At 69.9% G+C, this 16,929-nt stretch carries 15 protein-coding genes; 7 read left to right on the top strand and 8 right to left on the bottom strand.

Features of this window, described 5'->3' with window-relative positions; translation table 11 throughout:
* Positions 1–139 precede the first annotated feature (139 nt).
* Positions 140–1,594 carry a hypothetical protein gene (locus WG922_RS14915; RefSeq protein WP_340283522.1) on the top strand — a complete coding sequence of 485 codons (1,455 nt, stop codon included), beginning with the start codon at positions 140–142 and terminating at the stop codon, positions 1,592–1,594.
* 9 nt (positions 1,595–1,603) lie between these two features.
* Here the strand turns inward: WG922_RS14915 and WG922_RS14910 are convergent, their stop codons facing one another.
* Together WG922_RS14910 and WG922_RS14905 are read right to left on the bottom strand one after the other, a co-directional pair.
* Positions 1,604–2,266 carry a histidine phosphatase family protein gene (locus WG922_RS14910; protein ID WP_340283521.1) on the bottom strand — a complete coding sequence of 221 codons (663 nt, stop codon included), beginning with the start codon at positions 2,264–2,266 and terminating at the stop codon, positions 1,604–1,606.
* A gap of 143 nt (positions 2,267–2,409) precedes the next feature.
* Positions 2,410–3,003, bottom strand: a complete 594-nt coding sequence (locus WG922_RS14905) for a DUF2889 domain-containing protein (protein WP_340283520.1) — start codon at positions 3,001–3,003, stop codon at positions 2,410–2,412.
* Positions 3,004–3,225: 222 nt separating this feature from the next.
* Here WG922_RS14905 and WG922_RS14900 point away from each other — a divergent pair, with 222 nt between their 5' ends.
* Positions 3,226–3,795, top strand: coding sequence for a class I SAM-dependent methyltransferase (locus tag WG922_RS14900; RefSeq protein ID WP_340283519.1), 570 nt, complete (start codon positions 3,226–3,228; stop codon positions 3,793–3,795).
* A 795-nt stretch (positions 3,796–4,590) separates the two neighbouring features.
* Here WG922_RS14900 and WG922_RS14895 read toward each other — a convergent pair.
* Positions 4,591–5,784, bottom strand: a complete 1,194-nt coding sequence (locus WG922_RS14895) for an aminotransferase-like domain-containing protein (protein ID WP_340283700.1) — start codon at positions 5,782–5,784, stop codon at positions 4,591–4,593.
* Positions 5,785–5,861: 77 nt separating this feature from the next.
* A complete protein-coding gene (locus WG922_RS14890) occupies positions 5,862–6,833 on the bottom strand; it encodes a recombination-associated protein RdgC (RefSeq protein ID WP_340283518.1) in 972 nt (323 codons plus the stop codon).
* Between the two features lie 165 nt (positions 6,834–6,998).
* On the opposite strand from WG922_RS14890, the gene WG922_RS14885 reads away from it, so the two are divergent.
* Complete coding sequence (locus tag WG922_RS14885) at positions 6,999–7,880, top strand: YihY/virulence factor BrkB family protein (RefSeq protein WP_340283517.1); 882 nt, start codon at positions 6,999–7,001, stop codon at positions 7,878–7,880.
* On the opposite strand, the gene WG922_RS14880 is transcribed toward WG922_RS14885, so the two are convergent.
* The 4 genes from WG922_RS14880 to WG922_RS14865 are packed head-to-tail and all read right to left on the bottom strand — an operon-like array spanning position 7,877 to position 13,777.
* A complete protein-coding gene (locus WG922_RS14880; protein ID WP_340283516.1) occupies positions 7,877–8,338 on the bottom strand; it encodes a methyltransferase family protein in 462 nt (153 codons plus the stop codon). The genes WG922_RS14885 and WG922_RS14880 overlap by 4 nt on opposite strands.
* 4 nt (positions 8,339–8,342) lie before the next feature.
* On the bottom strand, positions 8,343–10,706 hold the full coding sequence (gene parC / locus WG922_RS14875) for a DNA topoisomerase IV subunit A (RefSeq protein ID WP_340283515.1): 2,364 nt from the start codon (positions 10,704–10,706) through the stop codon (positions 8,343–8,345).
* Between the two features lie 16 nt (positions 10,707–10,722).
* Positions 10,723–11,775, bottom strand: coding sequence for a lytic transglycosylase domain-containing protein (locus WG922_RS14870; protein ID WP_340283514.1), 1,053 nt, complete (start codon positions 11,773–11,775; stop codon positions 10,723–10,725).
* Positions 11,776–11,809: 34 nt separating this feature from the next.
* Positions 11,810–13,777, bottom strand: a complete 1,968-nt coding sequence (locus WG922_RS14865; protein ID WP_340283513.1) for a DNA topoisomerase IV subunit B — start codon at positions 13,775–13,777, stop codon at positions 11,810–11,812.
* A gap of 160 nt (positions 13,778–13,937) precedes the next feature.
* On the opposite strand from WG922_RS14865, the gene WG922_RS14860 reads away from it, so the two are divergent.
* From WG922_RS14860 to dapA, 4 genes are all read left to right on the top strand, one after another.
* Positions 13,938–15,155 carry an MFS transporter gene (locus WG922_RS14860; RefSeq protein ID WP_340283512.1) on the top strand — a complete coding sequence of 406 codons (1,218 nt, stop codon included), beginning with the start codon at positions 13,938–13,940 and terminating at the stop codon, positions 15,153–15,155.
* 2 nt (positions 15,156–15,157) lie between these two features.
* Complete coding sequence (locus WG922_RS14855; protein WP_340283511.1) at positions 15,158–15,319, top strand: hypothetical protein; 162 nt, start codon at positions 15,158–15,160, stop codon at positions 15,317–15,319.
* A 12-nt stretch (positions 15,320–15,331) separates the two neighbouring features.
* Positions 15,332–15,919: a class I SAM-dependent methyltransferase gene (locus tag WG922_RS14850; RefSeq protein ID WP_340283510.1), complete on the top strand. Its 588-nt coding sequence runs from the start codon at positions 15,332–15,334 to the stop codon at positions 15,917–15,919.
* A gap of 117 nt (positions 15,920–16,036) precedes the next feature.
* Positions 16,037–16,924: a 4-hydroxy-tetrahydrodipicolinate synthase gene (dapA, locus tag WG922_RS14845; RefSeq protein ID WP_340283509.1), complete on the top strand. Its 888-nt coding sequence runs from the start codon at positions 16,037–16,039 to the stop codon at positions 16,922–16,924.
* Positions 16,925–16,929: the final 5 nt, after the last annotated feature.

Below are 16,929 nucleotides of genomic sequence, written 5' to 3'. Positions count from 1 at the left end.
AGTTGGCGTTCGCCGATGCACGCACGGCAGGTTTTCCTACGTGGCAACGCTCCAACCGGGAAGCTCTGCAAACAAGCAGGCTCGGCAGCATGGTGACGGTCCGTGAACGGATCAACAGATCGCAACCAGGAGAAGCAGCATGTCCAGAAAACCCTTCAAAGCCCGCCTGACATGGCTGGCGGCCACCACCGTTTGTGCCCTGGCGCTGAGCGCCTGCGGCGGCGGGAGCGACGACGACGCGCCAATCGTGGCCGACCCGACGCCCACCGATCCCACGCCCACCGACCCCACCCCGACGGATCCCACGCCCACCGATCCGACGCCGACCGATCCCGGCACCGGCGGTGTGGTCACCGTTACGACGCTGTCCCAGCAGATGGCGGCCAACGGCGACTACCTCGTCAACGCCAGCACGGCAGGAACGGTGGACCTCACCCTGCCGGCGTCGCCCGCCGTCGGCTCCACCGTGAAGGTCACGGGGCAGAGCGCCAACGACTGGCGCATCGTGCAGAACGCCGGCCAGTACGTGGTCACCACCAGCCTGGGCGGCAACCCGATTCCGGGCGCTGCCTGGTCCACCGTGGGCCCCAACGACGGCTGGTACTTCGCCGACGCATCGGCCGACGGAAGCACGCTCGCTGCGGTGTCCAACCGCGTGCTGGGTGGCAGCGGTCTCATCCATGTCTCGCGCGACCGCGGCGTCACCTGGAACCAGGTGGGCCCGACCGGCCTGAACTGGTCGGCGATCGACGTCACCCCCGACGGCAGCCGCATGATCGCCACGGCGGCCTTCGGCGGCGTCTACTACTCCGCTGACGCAGGCCAGACCTGGACCAACGTACAGCCGGCCGGGTCGACGCAGTTCTGGCTGGACGCGGCCATCTCCGCTGACGGCAGCATGCTGGTGGCGGCTGACCGCGGTGGGTTCATCTACACCTCGACCGACTCGGGCGCCACCTGGACGGCCCGCGGCGGCGTAGCCCGCAACTGGGAAGCCGTCGCCGGCTCCGACGACGGACAGCGCCTGGTGGCCGTGGCCTCCGGCGACAGCGTCTACACCTCCAGCGATGCGGGCGTGACCTGGACCGCCGTGCCGGGCACCACGAGCACCATGTGGTACCGCGCCGCCTCCTCCGCGGATGGCATGGAGATGGTGGTGGCCGAGAAGGGTGGGCTGGTGCTGCGCTCCATCGACGGCGGCGCGAACTGGACCCAGATCGCCGGTCCCGCGGCGGTGAACCAGCTCTCGATGTCGGCCGACGGCCAGGTAATCGCCATCGCCAGCGAGGGTGACGAGATCCAGCTGTCCACCGACGGCGGCGCCACCTTCAACCCGGTCGAGACCGCTCGCGCATGGCGCGCCGTGGCGGTGTCGGGTGACGGCAACGTGGTCCTGGCCGGCAACAACGCGGCCGAAGTCGGCGGCGCCAACACGGCCGACGACGGCCCGCTCCACCTCACCTTCGGCAACCGCACCGCAGCCGGTGCCAACGGCGGCATCGTCGGCGGCCAGGGCGACATGGTCGAGCTGGAATACGTGGGCAACGGCCGCTTCAACGTGCGCAGCTCGTCGGGCGACTTCACGGTCAACTGATCGTCACGCTCAGGGAAGGACGCGCCCCAGCACCTGCAGGGGCGCGCTCCCCTCCCCCACCCGCACCACCAGGCCTTCGCCCGAGGTGGTGCTTTCATTCGTGAGGGCCTGGATGTTCACCTGGTGGGTCACCACCACGAGGACTCCGGGCCCCTTCCATTGGCGCAGCAGCATGCGGGCCTGGTCGGTTTGCGGATCGCGGCCCGAGCGGCGCGCGAAGAACGAGTCGAACGCCGGCTCGTCGCGCACCCCGCCCGCCACCCGATCACCGAACGCCAGGCGCGCCGTGTCACGGGCGCGGCACCACCGCGAGCTGAGCACGCGTGCGACCTGGATGCCTTCGGCCTCGAAGCGCTCGCCCAGGCGCCGTGCCTGCGCACGGCCACGGTCGTCGAGGTTGCGCTGCGTGGCGCAGTCGCCCAGGCGCATATCGACGGGGTCGCCGACGCCCGGCGCCGTGGCGTGGCGGAACAAGACGATCGCCCCAGGCTCGCGCAGCGCGTTCCAGGCCGCCGCGTCGGCGCGCGCGGGCCGCAGGAACGCGACCGTCGGCAGAAAACAGGCGCCCAGGAAAAGACGGCGGCTCGCATCGCAGCCCGGGGCGCTCGCGCACCGGAAAACGTCATGAAGACGCCGGGGCGCGCCGGACGCGGAAAGATCGATGTGACGCATGGCGCGACGCTAGCAGCCGGACCAAACCCAGGCACTTGCGGGGACATGGAGGGCCGGACATGCCGGGAGGCCCAATGACCTTGCCCATCCGGTGCGGCCTCGGCGCGGCCCACGAATGGCCGCACTCCTGCCCCTGCAGGAACTCAGCCCTGCACCACGGTCTTGCGCCGCAGCGGCTGCCAGCCCACGAACTCGGGGTGGTGCCGCCGGACTACCGCCCCTTCGGCATCCCAGGTGATGCAGCGCCCCACATGGTAGGGCGGGCCTTCCTGTGCAGGCTCGGGCTCACCCGCCAGCCGCCGCAGGTGCATCTGCCCCGAAGGAATGGTCTGGTAGGCCACCGTCGCCATGTTGAACAGCAGCTCGCGCAAATGCGTGCAGCCGCGCACCCCGCCCAGGATGCGCTCGAGCGCCTGCCGCCAGCCCGGGCCCATGCGCACGCCCACGACCTGCTGCATGGGGTCGGTCGCCTGCTGGCACTCGCCGAAGGGCGTCGCGTCCATGCTGGTGGCGATCGCCTGGACCACGAAAGCGTCGTCCAGCGTGACGCGGATGGACAGGTCGTGCACCGGTGAGCCGGCAGGCAGCGGCGCCGGCCGGTACAGGTCGGCGGCGAACGGCTTCGTGTCGGTGAGCACCGCCTCGAGGTCCCACAACCCGTCGTCGCGCCGCCATCCGTTGTAGACGACCTGGCGGGTGTGCATGGGAGTGCGGGGCTGCGGCGCGGGGAGGGGCATCGGTCGAAACTTCTAGACTACGGAACCAAGGGCACGATTCTCGCAGGTGACAGCCGCAGCAGCGGCAGGGCACCACCCCAGGCGAAACTGTCCGACACTCATGCCCGGGTCGCCGACCCGAGAATTCACAACATTCCTACAACCAGCCGACATCCCATGAAAGAACAACAAAGCGCCCGGACGAGCAGCCATCACGCCCGCGCCAGCGCGAGGGCCCTCCCGATGGCTCCGCTCCGGGACAGTGCCGAGTTTCTGCGAGGCTTCGTGCGGAACCCGGCGCAGGTCGGTTCGGTGGTGCCGAGCTCTTCCCGGCTGGAACAGCGTCTGGTGCGCAATGCCGGCATTGCCGAGGCCCGCAGCGTGGTCGAGCTCGGCCCCGGCACCGGCGGAACCACCGCCGCCCTGCTCAAGGCCATGCAGCCTTCGGCGCGGCTGCTCGCCATCGAGCTCGACAACCGCTTCTATGAACACCTGAGCAGCTCCTTGCACGACAGCCGCCTGGCGCTGGAGCTGGCCAGCGCCGAACGTCTGTCGGACCTGCTGGCGGCACGCCGCATGCCGCCCCCGGACGCCATCGTCTCCGGAATCCCGTTCTCGACCATGCCGCGTGAGGTGTCGGACCGCATCGCCGCGCTCATTGCCAATGTGCTGCGCCCGGGCGGACGGTTCGTGGCCTATCAGGTGCGCGCCCATGTGGCGGGCTTCGTCACCCCCTACCTGGGAGAGCCCACCAAGGAGTGGGAGTTCGTGAACGTCCCGCCGGTGCGGGTGTTCAGCTGGGTCAAGCGGTAGTCGTCCGCTCGTCTCTTCGTTGCGTACGGGAGCGCGGGGCTGGTGTGAGGCTTGCGCGCGCAGGGGCTCCTGCGATTGATCGCAGGTGTTCGTGCGATGGATCGCAGGTGCTCCTGCTAGGGATCGCAGGAGCAGGTGCTCCTGCTAGGGATCGCAGGTGCTCCTGCTAGGGATGTTTATCGCTGTCGTGGCAAGCCGGGATTTCGCCCCGGCGGGCGACCTACTTTCTTTGCATCGCCAAAGAAAGTAGGCACAGAAAGGCGACCCGACTGTCTGCGACCCCTTCGCTGCGCTACGGGGCGACCTGCGCCGAACAGCTTCGACCGGGGTCCGCGCAAACTCGCCCTGCGGGCTCAGACATGCGCGGCCCTTTTTCCGGCCGAAGCCGTCCGGCGCAGGCGCAGACACACGGGATTTGGGGTCAACACGGCCTGCGGCCGTGTCCTTCGGGATGGTCGTTGGTGCGCCATGTTGGTTGGCGTTGGCGTTGGACTTGGCGTTGGCCGCAGGTGACGTGGGTCTTCAAGAGCGCGGCGCCCCCGCGGTGCAAGTACGCCGCTCCCAAGCCAGCGAAGCGGGCACCAGGGCCGAGCGCAGCGATGGCCCGTCGGGGTCTCTCCCTCCCCTGCGGCCCGCAAGGGCCGCAGGGGTCGCAGACACCGGGGTCGCCTTTTCTTGGTTACTTCTTTTGGCGAAGCAAAAGAAGTGACTCGCCCGCCGGGGCGAAATCCCGGCTCGCCACGTCAACTACAAACATCAACCGCGAAACGCAACGCAGTCGAATCCGCCCTGCATTCACCCCAACGCCCGGCCCAGGCGCGCCACGCCTTCGGCGATCTTCGGCTCGTCTGCCGTGGCGAAACTCAGGCGCAGCGAAGCAGTGTCGGGCTCGGTCGCGAAGAAAGGCGCCCCCGGCACGAAGGCGACGCCCTGCTCGATGGCGCGGCGGGCAAACTCGCCAGCGTCCGCGACGCGGCCTCCCGCGCCGGTCAGGCGGGCCCAGAAGAACAGCCCGCCTTGCGGCTGCGTGAACTCGATGGCGTCTCCCAGTTCGCGGCGCAACGCCTCGCCCATGGCCTGGGCGCGTGCCGCATAGACCTCGCGCACCTGCGCCAGCGTGGCGGGCATGCGTCCGGCTTGCAGGTAGTGCGCTGCGGTCGCCTGCGCGAAGGTGCTGGTGTGTGCGTCGCTGAACTGCTTGCACATGGTGGCGCGCGCCAGCAGCGCTTCGGGCGCGACCAGCCAGCCGATGCGCAGCCCCGGGCTGAGCACCTTGCTGAGGCTGCCGCAGTAGGCAAGCCAGGCGCGGCTGCCGGGAACGTCCGCCGACAGCGCCAGCAGGCTGGGCGGCGGAGTGGCGCCGAAGTAGAGGTCGCCGTACGGATCGTCCTCGATCACCAGCACCTCGTGGCGTGCCGCAAGCTCCAGGACGCGGCGCCGCCGCTCCAGGCTCAGCAGCGCGCCGCTGGGATTGCCGAAGGTGGGGATCAGGTAGACGAAGCGCGGCCGGTGTTCGACGATCAGCTGCTCGAGCCGATCGACGCGCACGCCATCGGCGTCGATGGGCGCGCTGATCACCTCGGCACCGTACAGGCGGAAGCACTGGATGGTGGCCAGGAACGTAGGACCTTCGACGATGACCTTGTCACCGGGGTTCACCATCGTCTTTCCCAGCAGGTCGAGCGCCTGCTGGCTGCCGGTCGTGACGATCAGGTCCTGCGCCGCCACGCCGCCGACGCCCTTGGACTGCATGAAGGTGGCCAGTTCGGCGCGCAAGGGGTCGAAGCCTTCGGTGGCGCCGTATTGCAGTGCCGCCCCCGGGTTGTTGTCCAGGGCCGCCTGGCTCGCCGCGCGCAGGCCCTCGACGTCGAACATGGCGCTGTCGGGGAAGCCTCCCGCGAAGCTGATGATGCCGGGCTTGCCCAGCAGCTTGAACAGTTCACGGATGGCGGAGGTTTCGACCTTGTCGAGACGGGAGGCGAATTGCAGGGACATGGTGGGGTCCTGGGATCGGAACAATCAGCCGGCATTGTGACAAGCGGCCGCAGCGGCCTGCCGCCGGCCTGTCAGAACGGCGCCTCTTCGAGCGCGTCCTCGCGTGGAGCCGGCGCCGCGGGCGCGGCGGCACCGGTGCCCAGCGCCATTTCGCCGCCCAAAGCGCTGAGCAGGTCGGGCAGCAGCGCGGAGATCTCACCGGTCGCGATGGCGGCGTCGGCGTCGAAGCCGTTGTCCTTGCCCAGGTTGTCGTCCACGTCGAGCAGATCGATCTTCTTGAGCACCAGCATGTCGGTGAGCACGAAGGAGACCTTGCCCTCCCAGGTGAGCGCGAGCTGCGTGGGCAGCTTGCCCTCGGTGATGTGCTGGCCGATCTCCTCGAGTTCGAGCGTGTGGCGGGCATAGCGGACCACCGACTTCTCCTCGCCCGCATTCTTCAATTCGAGATCGCGATCGACGCTGAAGCCGGCGGGCGCCTCGCGGCTGGTGAGCCAGTGCGCCATGGCGGCCGAGGGTGAGGTGGCGGTGGACAGCGGCGACACCGACAGCACGTGCTTGAGCTCGGCCATGAGGTCGCCCAGTTGCTTGAGCACCGCCTCGGCCGCGCGCGTGCTGCCGGCGCCCACCAGCAGCAGCCGGTTGGCCGCGTCGATCCAGAGCATATGGCTCGAGCGCTTGCTGAAGGCGCGCGGCAGGAAGGCGTGAACGATCTCCTCCTTGAGCTCGGCTTTTTCCTTGCGGCCCGGCTTGCGCCCCTGCTCGGCCTCGATGACCTTGCAGCGGGCTTCGAGTTCGGCGCGCACCGCGCCGCCCGGCACGGCCTTGCGCTCGACGCCCAGCTTCATGATCCAGTGGCCGCCCACGCTCTCGACCATGGCGCCGTGCTCCTCGCCGCGCGGCGGCAGCCAGCCCACCGAAAGCTCCTGCGTGGCGCCGCAGGGCTGGAACGCGAGCCGCTGCATTTCGGCTTCGAGCGGCTCGAGCGCGGGAGGCGTCCATTCGGGTGCGATGCGAAAGGCGATGAGGTTCTTGAACAGCGGCATGGAGGCAGAAGGCGCGAAGCGTTTCAGGGTTGTTCGAGGGGACGCATTCTGCCCGCTTGCGGCTGAGCCGATGCCGCTGTTACAGATGGGGACGGTAGATGTGGCGCAAGGCCCCCGCGCCCGCGCGTCGCCCACGGATGCGCCCGCGCGGCGTACAGTGCCCCCATGCTCGGGCTGCGGCCGTTTTATTGTCTACTCGTGCGGGCCGGACAGGCCTGGAACGAGGACTATGCCTTCAGCATGGCCGCGGCCATTGCGTTCTACACGGTGTTTTCCCTCGCGCCGCTGCTGGTGATCGTGATCGCGGTGGCAGGCGCCCTGTTCGGCGAGGAGGCGGTGCGCGGCGAGATCGTGCGGCAGATCGATTCGCTGATCGGAACGCAGGGCGCCGAGATGGTGCAGGCGCTGGTGGCGAGCGCGAGCGACACCGAACGGGGCCTGTTCGCCAGCGTGCTCAGCGTGGCCGTGCTGCTGGTGGGCGCGACCACCGTCTTCGCCGAGCTGCAAAGCTCGCTCGACCGGATCTGGCAGGTCCCGGAGCGCGAGCGGCCGTCCGGCGTCACGGGCATCGTGCGGGCGCGCCTGCTCTCCTTCGGGTTGATCCTCGGCGTGGCATTCCTGCTGATGGCGTCCCTGGTGGTGAGCGCCGCGCTTGCGGCGCTGGGTACCTGGGCCGGCGGGCTGCTGCCGGCATGGGAGCGGCTGCTGTGGTTCATCAACATCGCGGTGTCGCTGGGCATGTTCACCCTGCTGTTCGCGATGATCTTCAAAATGCTTCCCTCGACCCGCATAGCCTGGCGCGACGTGTGGGTCGGCAGCCTGGTGACGGCCGTGCTGTTCGAAATCGGCAAGCTGCTGATCGGGCTGTACCTCGGCCGTGGCGGCGTGACCGAGTCGCTGCGCGCGGCCGGCTCGGTGGTGGTGCTGCTGGCGTGGGTCTACTACGCCTCGCTCATCTTCCTGTTCGGCGCGGAGTTCACCCGCGCCTTTGCCGACTACGAGGGTTCGCGCTCGGGCAAGCCAGAGGCCGCGGAGGCCACGGGCTAGAGCCAGCGAGCAACCCGCGCGCAATAGCGGGTGTAGGCGAGGCCGAAATGCGATGCGAGGGCACGTTCCTCGGGGGCGATCTGGAACCGGTTCATCCACAGCACGAACACCGGCGGGCCGAGCAGCGCGAGCGGATGCGCCAGCCAGACCGCCCAGCCGACGAGCGCCAGCAGCATGCCCAGGTACATCGGATTGCGGCTGAAGCGGTAGACACCGGTGGTGACCACCGCGCTGGAGTCTTCCGGACGCGTGGGGTTCACCGTGGTGCCCGCGCGCCGAAAAGCCAGCACGCCGGCCACCGCGACCGCCACGCCCAGCACCGCGAGCGACGCCGCCACGCCTGCGGCACCAGGCAGTTGCCATGTCAATGCAGGCGCCACCCGCGCAAGGCCCGCCATGGCCGCCGCGAGCAGCACCACCAGCGCCACCGGCGGCACCTTCAGCTCGAGTGCACGCATGGCCTCACTCCACCCGCACGACGGCCGTCGGCTTGAAGCCCAGGTCGGCGGCCTTGCCCTTGCGTCCACGCCCCGCCTTGGCGTTGTTCAAGGAGCGGATCTCCAGGGTTTCCTCGCGCTCCTTGCCGCCACGGCCGATGCCGCTGATACGCACGCTGCGGGTGTAGGCGGCGGCGCCGGCGAGCGTGTCCTTGGCGTCCAGATCGATCAGCAGCAGTCCGCGCCCGCCGTTGGCCTGCGCCTTGAGCTCGGCGATGTCGAAGGTCAGGATGCGGCCACCGGTCGAGGCACAGCAGACGTGGGTGGCGGGCAGGCTGGCCCCGGCCGGGGTCGCGCCTGCCGGCGGCGGCACGTTCGCCGGGGAAGGCCGGCACAGCGTCTCCCCGGGGCCGCAGCTGACGAAGCCCTTTCCGCCGCGCTGGCGCGAGCTCATGTTCTCCACCGTCGCGAGGAAGCCGTAGCCGCCCGAGTTGGACAGCAGCAGCCAGGCGCCGGCGGCGCCGGCGAAGTAGTGCACCACGTGGGTGCCGCTCTCCAGGTCGATGAAGCTGGTGACGGGCTGCCCGTCGCCGCGCGCGCCCGGCAGGGTCGCTACCGGAATGGAGTAGATGCGCCCGTTGCTGCCGAAGGCCAGCAGGGTGTCCACCGTGCGGCACTCGAACGTGCCGTAGAGGCCGTCGCCGGACTTGAACGCAAAGCTCGACCCGTCGTGGCCGTGGCCCTGGCGGGCGCGCAGCCAGCCCTTGCTGGAGACGACGACGGTGACCGGCTCGTCCAGCACGCGCACCTCGGCCACCGCGCGCTTCTCGGCCTGGATCAGCGTGCGGCGCGCGTCGGCGAACTGCTTGGCGTCGGCCTCGATCTCCTTGACCATGAGACGGCGCAGCGCGGCGGGGCTGCCCAGGATTTCCTCGAGCTTCTTCTGCTCCTCGCGCAGCTCCTTGAGCTCCTGCTCGATCTTCAGCGCCTCCAGCCTCGCGAGCTGGCGCAGCCGGATCTCGAGGATGTCCTCGGCCTGGCGCTCGCTCAGGCGGAAGCGGGCGATGAGCGCCTGCTTGGGCTCGTCGCTCGCGCGGATGATGGCGATCACCTCGTCGATGTTCAGCAGGACGATCTGCCGGCCTTCGAGGATGTGGATGCGGTCGAGTACCTTGTCCAGCCGGTGGCGCGAGCGCCGCTCGACGGTGCGCTGGCGGAAGTCGATCCACTCGCCCAGCATCTGGCGCAGCGACTTCTGCACCGGCCTGCCGTCGAGGCCCACCATGGTGAGGTTGATCGGCGCGGACGTCTCCAGGCTGGTGTGCGCCAGCAGCGTAGTGATGAGCTCGGACTGGCCGATGCGGCTGGTCTTGGGCTCGAACACGATGCGTACGGCGGCGTCCTTGCTCGACTCGTCGCGCACGGCATCCAGCACCGCGAGCACCGCCTGCTTCAGCTGCAGCTGATCCTGGCTGAGGGCCTTCTTGCCGGCCTTCACCTTCGGGTTGGTGAGCTCCTCGATTTCCTCCAGGACGCGCTGCGCGCTCACGCCCGGCGGCAGCTCGTGCACCACCAGCTGCCACTGGCCGCGCGCGAGTTCCTCGATCTTCCAGCGCGCGCGCACCTTGAGCGAGCCGCGCCCGCCGCGGTAGGCCTCGGCAATGTCCGACGCCGCGCTGATGATCTGGCCGCCGCCCGGGTAGTCGGGCCCGGGCACCAGCGCGAAGAGCTCCTCGTCCGTGAGCTTGGGGTTCTTGATCAGGGCCACGCAGGCGTCGGCCACCTCGCGCAGGTTGTGGCTGGGGATCTCGGTGGCGAGGCCGACGGCGATGCCGCTCGCGCCGTTGAGCAGCGTGAAGGGCAGGCGCGCGGGCAGCTGCACCGGCTCCTGCGTGCTGCCGTCGTAGTTGGCGACGAAATCGACCGTGCCTTCGTCGATCTCGTCGAGCAGCAGCCGCGTGATGCGCGCGAGGCGTGCCTCGGTGTAGCGCATGGCCGCGGCGCCGTCGCCGTCGCGGCTGCCGAAGTTGCCCTGGCCGTCGATCAGCGGATAGCGCTGGGAGAAGTCCTGCGCCATGCGCACCAGCGCGTCGTAGGCGGCCTGGTCGCCGTGCGGATGGAAGCGGCCCAGCACGTCGCCGACCACCCGTGCGCTCTTGACGGGCTTGGCACCGCCGGCGCCGGTAAAGCCCAGCCCCATGCGGGCCATCGAATAGAGGATGCGCCGCTGCACCGGCTTCTGGCCGTCGGCCACGTCGGGCAGGGCTCGCCCCTTGACGACGCTGAGCGCGTATTCGAGGTAGGCGCGTTGCGCGTAGGTGCCGAGGTCGAGCTCGGTGTCGTCGTCGCCGCCATCGGAGGCGGTGGCGCTGAAGAGATCCTGATCCATGCCAGTGGGGTGTCGCTCAGTCGGTGGAGTTGTCGGAAGAAGGTGTCAGCGAGGACGGCGAGGACGGCAGGTTGCCACGCCCGCGTGCACCGCCGGCTGGCAGGGTCGCAGCGTACGCGCCGGGGAGCTCCGGAACGTGCGCGGAGGCAGCACCGGCTGGCTGCCGGGCGCCTGGCTCCGCCGGCTCTGCGGGCGAGCCGCCGCGCAGCTCCATGCGCACGCGCTGCGGCGGCTCTACGGGGCCCGCGCCGAGCACCGACGTGGCGTCCGTGGCATCGGGCGGCTTCAGGCTGGCGTAGATCTGCATGACGGTCGCCACGTACTTCTGCGTCTCGCGGAATGCGGGTACGCGGTTGCCGGCGCGGCGCACCGCGCCCTCGCCAGCGTTGTAGGCCGCCAGCGCGAGCTCCAGGCGCCCGGGGAAGCGGTCGATCAGGTAGCGCAGGTAGCGGGTGCCCACGCGGACGTTGGTGCGTGGCTCGGTCAGGCGCTGGGCGATGGGTGCGCGCTCGTCCTTGCGCAGCCCGAAGCGCTCGGCGGTCGCCGGCATCACCTGCATCAGCCCGACCGCGCCCTTGGGCGAGACCGCCTGCGGGTCGAAGCCAGACTCGGCGGCGATCAAGGCCTTGAGGAGTTCGTATTCGATCCCCTCGGCCTGGGCGGCATCCCGGAGGTGGTGGCGCACCGCCTTGTAACCGGGGGCGTGCTCCAGCCACGCGAGCAGCTTGGCAGCCGCAGTGGAAATGGCTGCGGTGGAAGGCGCCAAAGCGGCTGCGGCTGGCGTGCCGGCTGCTGCCGCAGCCTGCGGCGCTGCCGCGGGCTGCGCCTCGGCGACCTGGGGCGGTGGCAGGCCTCGCGCCGTGTCGAAGGCCTCACCGCCGCGGAAGAACAGCTCGTAGCGATCGTCCAGTCGAGCGGACGCGAAGTGGGCGGTGCCCTTGCCGTCGATGTAGCCCCACACGTCGGCCCAGGCCGCAGGCGCGCAGGCAAGCAGAGGAAGCGCCACAGCCGCGCAGCGGCGCAGCCCGCGCAGGGCCTGCGACAGCAGCGTCGCCCCGTGCGGAGTCACCCCGCGCCTGCAGGGCCCCCGGGCCTGCGCGGGATCAGATATCGACCTCGACCGCATCGCCGTGCAGTTCCATGAGTTCGCGGCGCGCGGCCGCCTCGCCCTTGCCCATGAGCTTGGTGATCAGGCCCTCGGTGCCGGCGAAGTCGAACCTGCCCAGGCGCACCGGAAGCAGCCGCCGCGTGTCGGGATTGAGCGTGGTCTCCCAGAGCTGCTCGGCGCTCATCTCGCCCAGGCCCTTGAAGCGGCTGATGCTCCAGGCGCCTTCGCGCACGCCTTCCTTGCGCAGCTTGTCCAGGATGGCGGTGAGTTCACCCTCGTCGAGCGCGTAGCTCTTCGAGGCGGGCTTCTTGCCCCGCGCCGGCGCGTCCACCCGGAACAGCGGCGGCCGCGCGACGAAGACATGGCCCGTCTCGATCAGCTTGGGGAAATGGCGGAAGAACAGCGTGAGCAGCAGCACCTGGATGTGGGATCCATCGACGTCGGCGTCGGACAGGATGCAGATCTTGCCGTATCGCAGACCGCTGAGGTCGGGGTTGTCGTTGGGCCCGTGCGGATCGACGCCCACGGCCACGGCGATGTCGTGGATCTCGGTGTTGGCGAACAGCCGGTCGCGCTCGACTTCCCAGGTGTTGAGCACCTTGCCGCGCAGCGGCAACACGGCCTGGCATTCCTTGTCGCGGCCCATCTTGGCGCTGCCGCCGGCCGAGTCGCCCTCGACGAGGAACACCTCGTTGTGGCCGAGGTCGCGGCTCTCGCAGTCGGTGAGCTTGCCCGGCAGCACCGCCACCCCCGAGCCCTTGCGCTTCTCGACCTTCTGGCTGGCACGCTGGCGCACCTGGGCGGCCTTGATGGCGAGTTCGGCCAGCTTGCGGCCGTAGTCCACATGGTGGTTCAGCCAGAGTTCGAGGGCGGGACGCACGAAGCTGGACACCAGCCGCACCGCGTCGCGCGAGTTCAGACGTTCCTTGATCTGCCCCTGGAACTGCGGATCGAGCACCTTGGCCGACAGCACGTAGGACGCGCGGGCGAATACGTCTTCGGGCAGCAGCTTGACGCCCTTGGGCAGCAGCGAGTGCAGGTCGATGAAGCTCTTGACCGCGTTGAACAGGCCGTCACGCAAGCCGCTGTCGTGGGTACCCCCCGCAGTGGTGGGGATGAGGTTGACGTAGCTCTCGCGCACGGGGTGGCCGTCTTCGGTGAAGGCCACGCACCACTGGGCGCCCTCGCCTTCGGCGAACTGGTCGTTGTTCTCGGCGTAGCCCTCGCCGTCGAAGAGCGGAATCACCGGATCGCCGCCGAGCGTCTGCATGAGGTAGTCGCGCAGGCCACCCTTGTACTGCCAGCTCTGGTTCTCGCGCGTCTTCTCGTTGACGAGATACACGGCCACGCCCGGCATCAGCACGGCCTTGCTGCGCAGCAGGTGGGCCAGCTCCGCCAGCGGCAGCTGGCTCGATTCGAAGTACTTGGCGTCGGGCCAGACCCGCACGCAGGTCCCCTGGCGGCGGTCGCCCTCCTGCGCCTTGCGCAGCTGCAGAGGCTCGACCACGTCGCCCGCGGCGAAGACCAGCCGGGCCACCTGCCCGTCGCGGTGCGACACCACTTCGAGGCGCTTGGCCAGCGCGTTCGTCACCGACACGCCGACGCCGTGCAGGCCGCCGGAGAAGCTGTAGGCGCCGCCCTTGCCCTTGTCGAACTTGCCGCCCGCGTGCAGCCGGGTGAACACCAGTTCGATCACCGGCGCCTTTTCCTCGGGATGCATGCCGAACGGGATGCCGCGCCCGTCGTCCTCGATGGACACCGAGCCGTCGGTGTGCAGCGTGACCTTGATGCGCTTGCCGTGCCCGGCGAGGGCCTCGTCGGCGGCGTTGTCCAGCACCTCCTGGACGATGTGCAGCGGGTTGTCCGTGCGCGTGTACATGCCGGGCCGCTGCTTGACGGGCTCCAAGCCCTTGAGCACGCGGATCGAACCTTCGGAATACTCGGGGGACGGTTTGCTTGCCATGGGAGCGGCGATTGTAGACACAGGCCGCCGCACCGCTGTACAAAACCACAGACACGGCCCGCAGCAGACGCCATCCATGCCTCATTCGCATCAATCGGGACGAAATTTTTCAAGCCCCCGCCGTGCTCGGGCCGCCAGCCGATTCGCTACATTTCCCGGAATGTCCTCCCCTCCCCGCCTGTCCCTCGCCCAGGTCCTCGTCTGCGGCGCAGCCATCGTCACCCTGTCCATGGGCACGCGGCATGGCTTCGGTCTGTGGCTCACACCCATCACGCAGGCCCAGGGCTGGACGCGCGAGACCTTCGCCTTCGCCATCGCGCTGCAAAACCTCGCCTGGGGCTGCTTCGGCATCTTCGCCGGCATGGTGGCCGACCGCTTCGGCGCCTTCCGCGTGATCGTGGGCGGCGCGGTGCTCTACGCGCTGGGGCTCGCGGGGATGGCGCTGGCCACCACCCCGCTGCTGTTCGCCGTGGCCTCCGGCGTGCTGATCGGGGCGGCCCAGGCGGGCACCACCTTCGCCGTGATCTACGGCGTCATCGGCCGGCAGATCGACCCCGCCAAGCGCTCGTGGGCCATGGGTGTCGCGGCGGCCGCCGGCTCGTTCGGGCAGTTCCTCATGGTGCCGGTCGAAGGCTTCCTGATCGCCGGCCTCGGCTGGCAGACCGCGCTGCTGGTGCTCGCCGCGCTCGTGCTGCTGATCGCGCCGCTGGCCCTGGGCCTGCGCGAGCCGGGCTTCTCGGGGGGAGCGCCGGTGCGGCGCGAGCAGACGATCGCGCAGGCGGTGCGCGAGGCCTTCCGCTATCCCAGTTTCCAGTTGCTCACGGCGGGCTACTTCGTCTGCGGCTTCCAGGTGGTGTTCATCGGCGTGCACATGCCCAGCTACCTGCGCGACCACGGCCTCGCGCCCCACGTGGCCAGCTACGCGCTGGCGCTGATCGGCCTGTTCAACGTGTTCGGCACCTACATCGCGGGCGCGCTCGGTCAACGCATGGCCAAGCGCAAGATCCTTGCGTTCATCTACCTGAGCCGGGCGGTGACGATCGCGGTGTTCCTGGCAGCGCCCCTCACGCCGCTGTCGGTGTACGTCTTCTCGGCAGTCATGGGCCTGCTCTGGCTGTCCACGGTGCCGGTCACCAGCGCCGCAGTGGCGGGCATCTTCGGCGTGGCGCACCTGTCGATGCTGAGCGGCTTCGTGTTCTTCAGCCACCAGATCGGCTCGTTCCTGGGCGTGTGGCTGGGCGGCCTGCTGTACGACCGCACGGGCAGCTACGACATCGTCTGGTATCTCTCCATCGCATTGGGGGTGTTCGCAGCCCTGGTGAACCTGCCCGTGCGCGAAGCTCCGATCCAGCGCCAGCCGCTGGCGCAGGCGGCGTGACCATGCCGCGGTCCGTTGCCGGCTCGTCCAGGCTTGCGCCGGCCCTGCGCAAGGCGCTCGGCCTGCTCGCCGCGGCCGCCGCGCTCGCCGGCGTTTTCGCCCTCTACACCGAACCGACCATTCTCGTGAGCGTCTCCGAAATGGTCTGGGCCTGCTTCAACTGAGGACTTCCGGCCATGCACGGCACCGAAGCCCCCTCGCCCTGGGTCCGTCGCTGGAGCCATCTCGTGCCGGGGGGCGCGGACGTGCTGGATGTCGCATGTGGCGGCGGGCGCCACATGCGCTGGTTCGCGCAGCAGGGGCATCCGGTGCTCGGGATCGACCGCGACCCGCAGGCGCTGGAGCTGGCTCGCGGCGCCGGGGAGGCGCTGCTGGCCGACATCGAGCAGGGACCGTGGCCCCTCGCGGGCCGTCGCTTCGGTGCCGTGGTGGTGACGAACTATCTGTGGCGCCCGCTGCTGCCGGTGCTGGTCGACAGCGTGGCGCCTGGCGGCGCCCTCATCTACGAGACCTTCGCGCAAGGCAACGAGACGGTGGGCAAGCCGGCGCGGGCAGACTTTCTGCTGCGCCCCGGAGAGTTGCTGGCCGCCTGCGCGGACCTGCGGGTGGTGGCCTACGAAGACGGGTTCCTGGCGCAGCCGCCGCGCTTCGTGCAGCGCATCGCCGCGGTGCGCGCGGGCGGCACCGACGACGCGCCGCCCCCGCGCTACGCCCTGCACGCTGCGGGCGACGACGCCGCCGGCGACCCTCGAAAACCTCAGTAGCAGGCGTTCGCCCGGCTGGCGCCGGGACCGCATCGCCTGCCGCGCCGCGCCTGCCGGCCGCTGGATGGGCAGGCGCCCCCGCTCGTTAGAATCCGGCGTTCACTCACCCCTCCCCTCATGACACCGATTACCGGCAGCATCGTCGCCCTGATCACCCCGCTGCAAGACGACGGCAGCGTCGATTACGCGGGACTGCGCAAACTGATCGACTGGCACATCGCCGAAGGCACCGACTGCATCGGCGTGGTCGGCACCACCGGCGAGTCGCCCACGGTCAGCGTCGAGGAGCACCGCGAGATCATCCGCGTGTCGGTGGAGCACGCCGCCGGGCGCGTCCCCGTGATGGCGGGCTGCGGCGCCAACTCCACCGCCGAAGCAATCGCCCTGGCCAGGTACGCCCGCGAGGTCGGCGCCGACTGCCAGCTGCAGGTGGTCCCCTACTACAACAAGCCCACGCAGGAAGGCCAGTACCGGCACTTCAAGGCCATCGCCGAGGCCACCGGAGACCTGCCCGTGGTGCTGTACAACGTGCCCGGGCGCACCGTCGCCGACCTCGCCCACGACACCGTGCTGCGCCTGGCCGAGGTGCCGGGCATCGTCGGCATCAAGGAGGCCACCGGCAACATCGAGCGGGCGCAGTGGCTCATCCGCGACGTGCCCGAGGGCTTCGCCGTTTATTCCGGCGACGACCCCACCGCGGTGGCCCTCATGCTGTGCGGCGGCCAGGGCAACGTGAGCGTCACCGCCAACGTCGCGCCGCGCCAGATGCACGAGCTGTGCGTGGCCGCCATCGCCGGCGACAGCCGCAGGGCCATGGCCATCCAGCGTCGCCTCATGCCGCTGCACCGCTGGCTGTTCGTGGAAGGCAACCCCATTCCGGTGAAATGGGCGATGGCGCGCATGGGCCTGTGCGGCCCGACCCTGCGCCTGCCCCTGACCCCCTTGTCCGACGCCGCGCAGCCCGCGGTCGAACAGGCGCTGCGCGACAGCGGCTTGCTGCGCTGAGCGCG

This window comes from Ramlibacter sp. AN1015 (genome assembly GCF_037726105.1).
In the GTDB taxonomy this organism is placed as follows: domain Bacteria; phylum Pseudomonadota; class Gammaproteobacteria; order Burkholderiales; family Burkholderiaceae_C; genus Ramlibacter.
The sequence above is the reverse complement of the archived record's forward strand: the minus strand, read 5'-3'. Positions and strand labels throughout refer to the sequence as shown.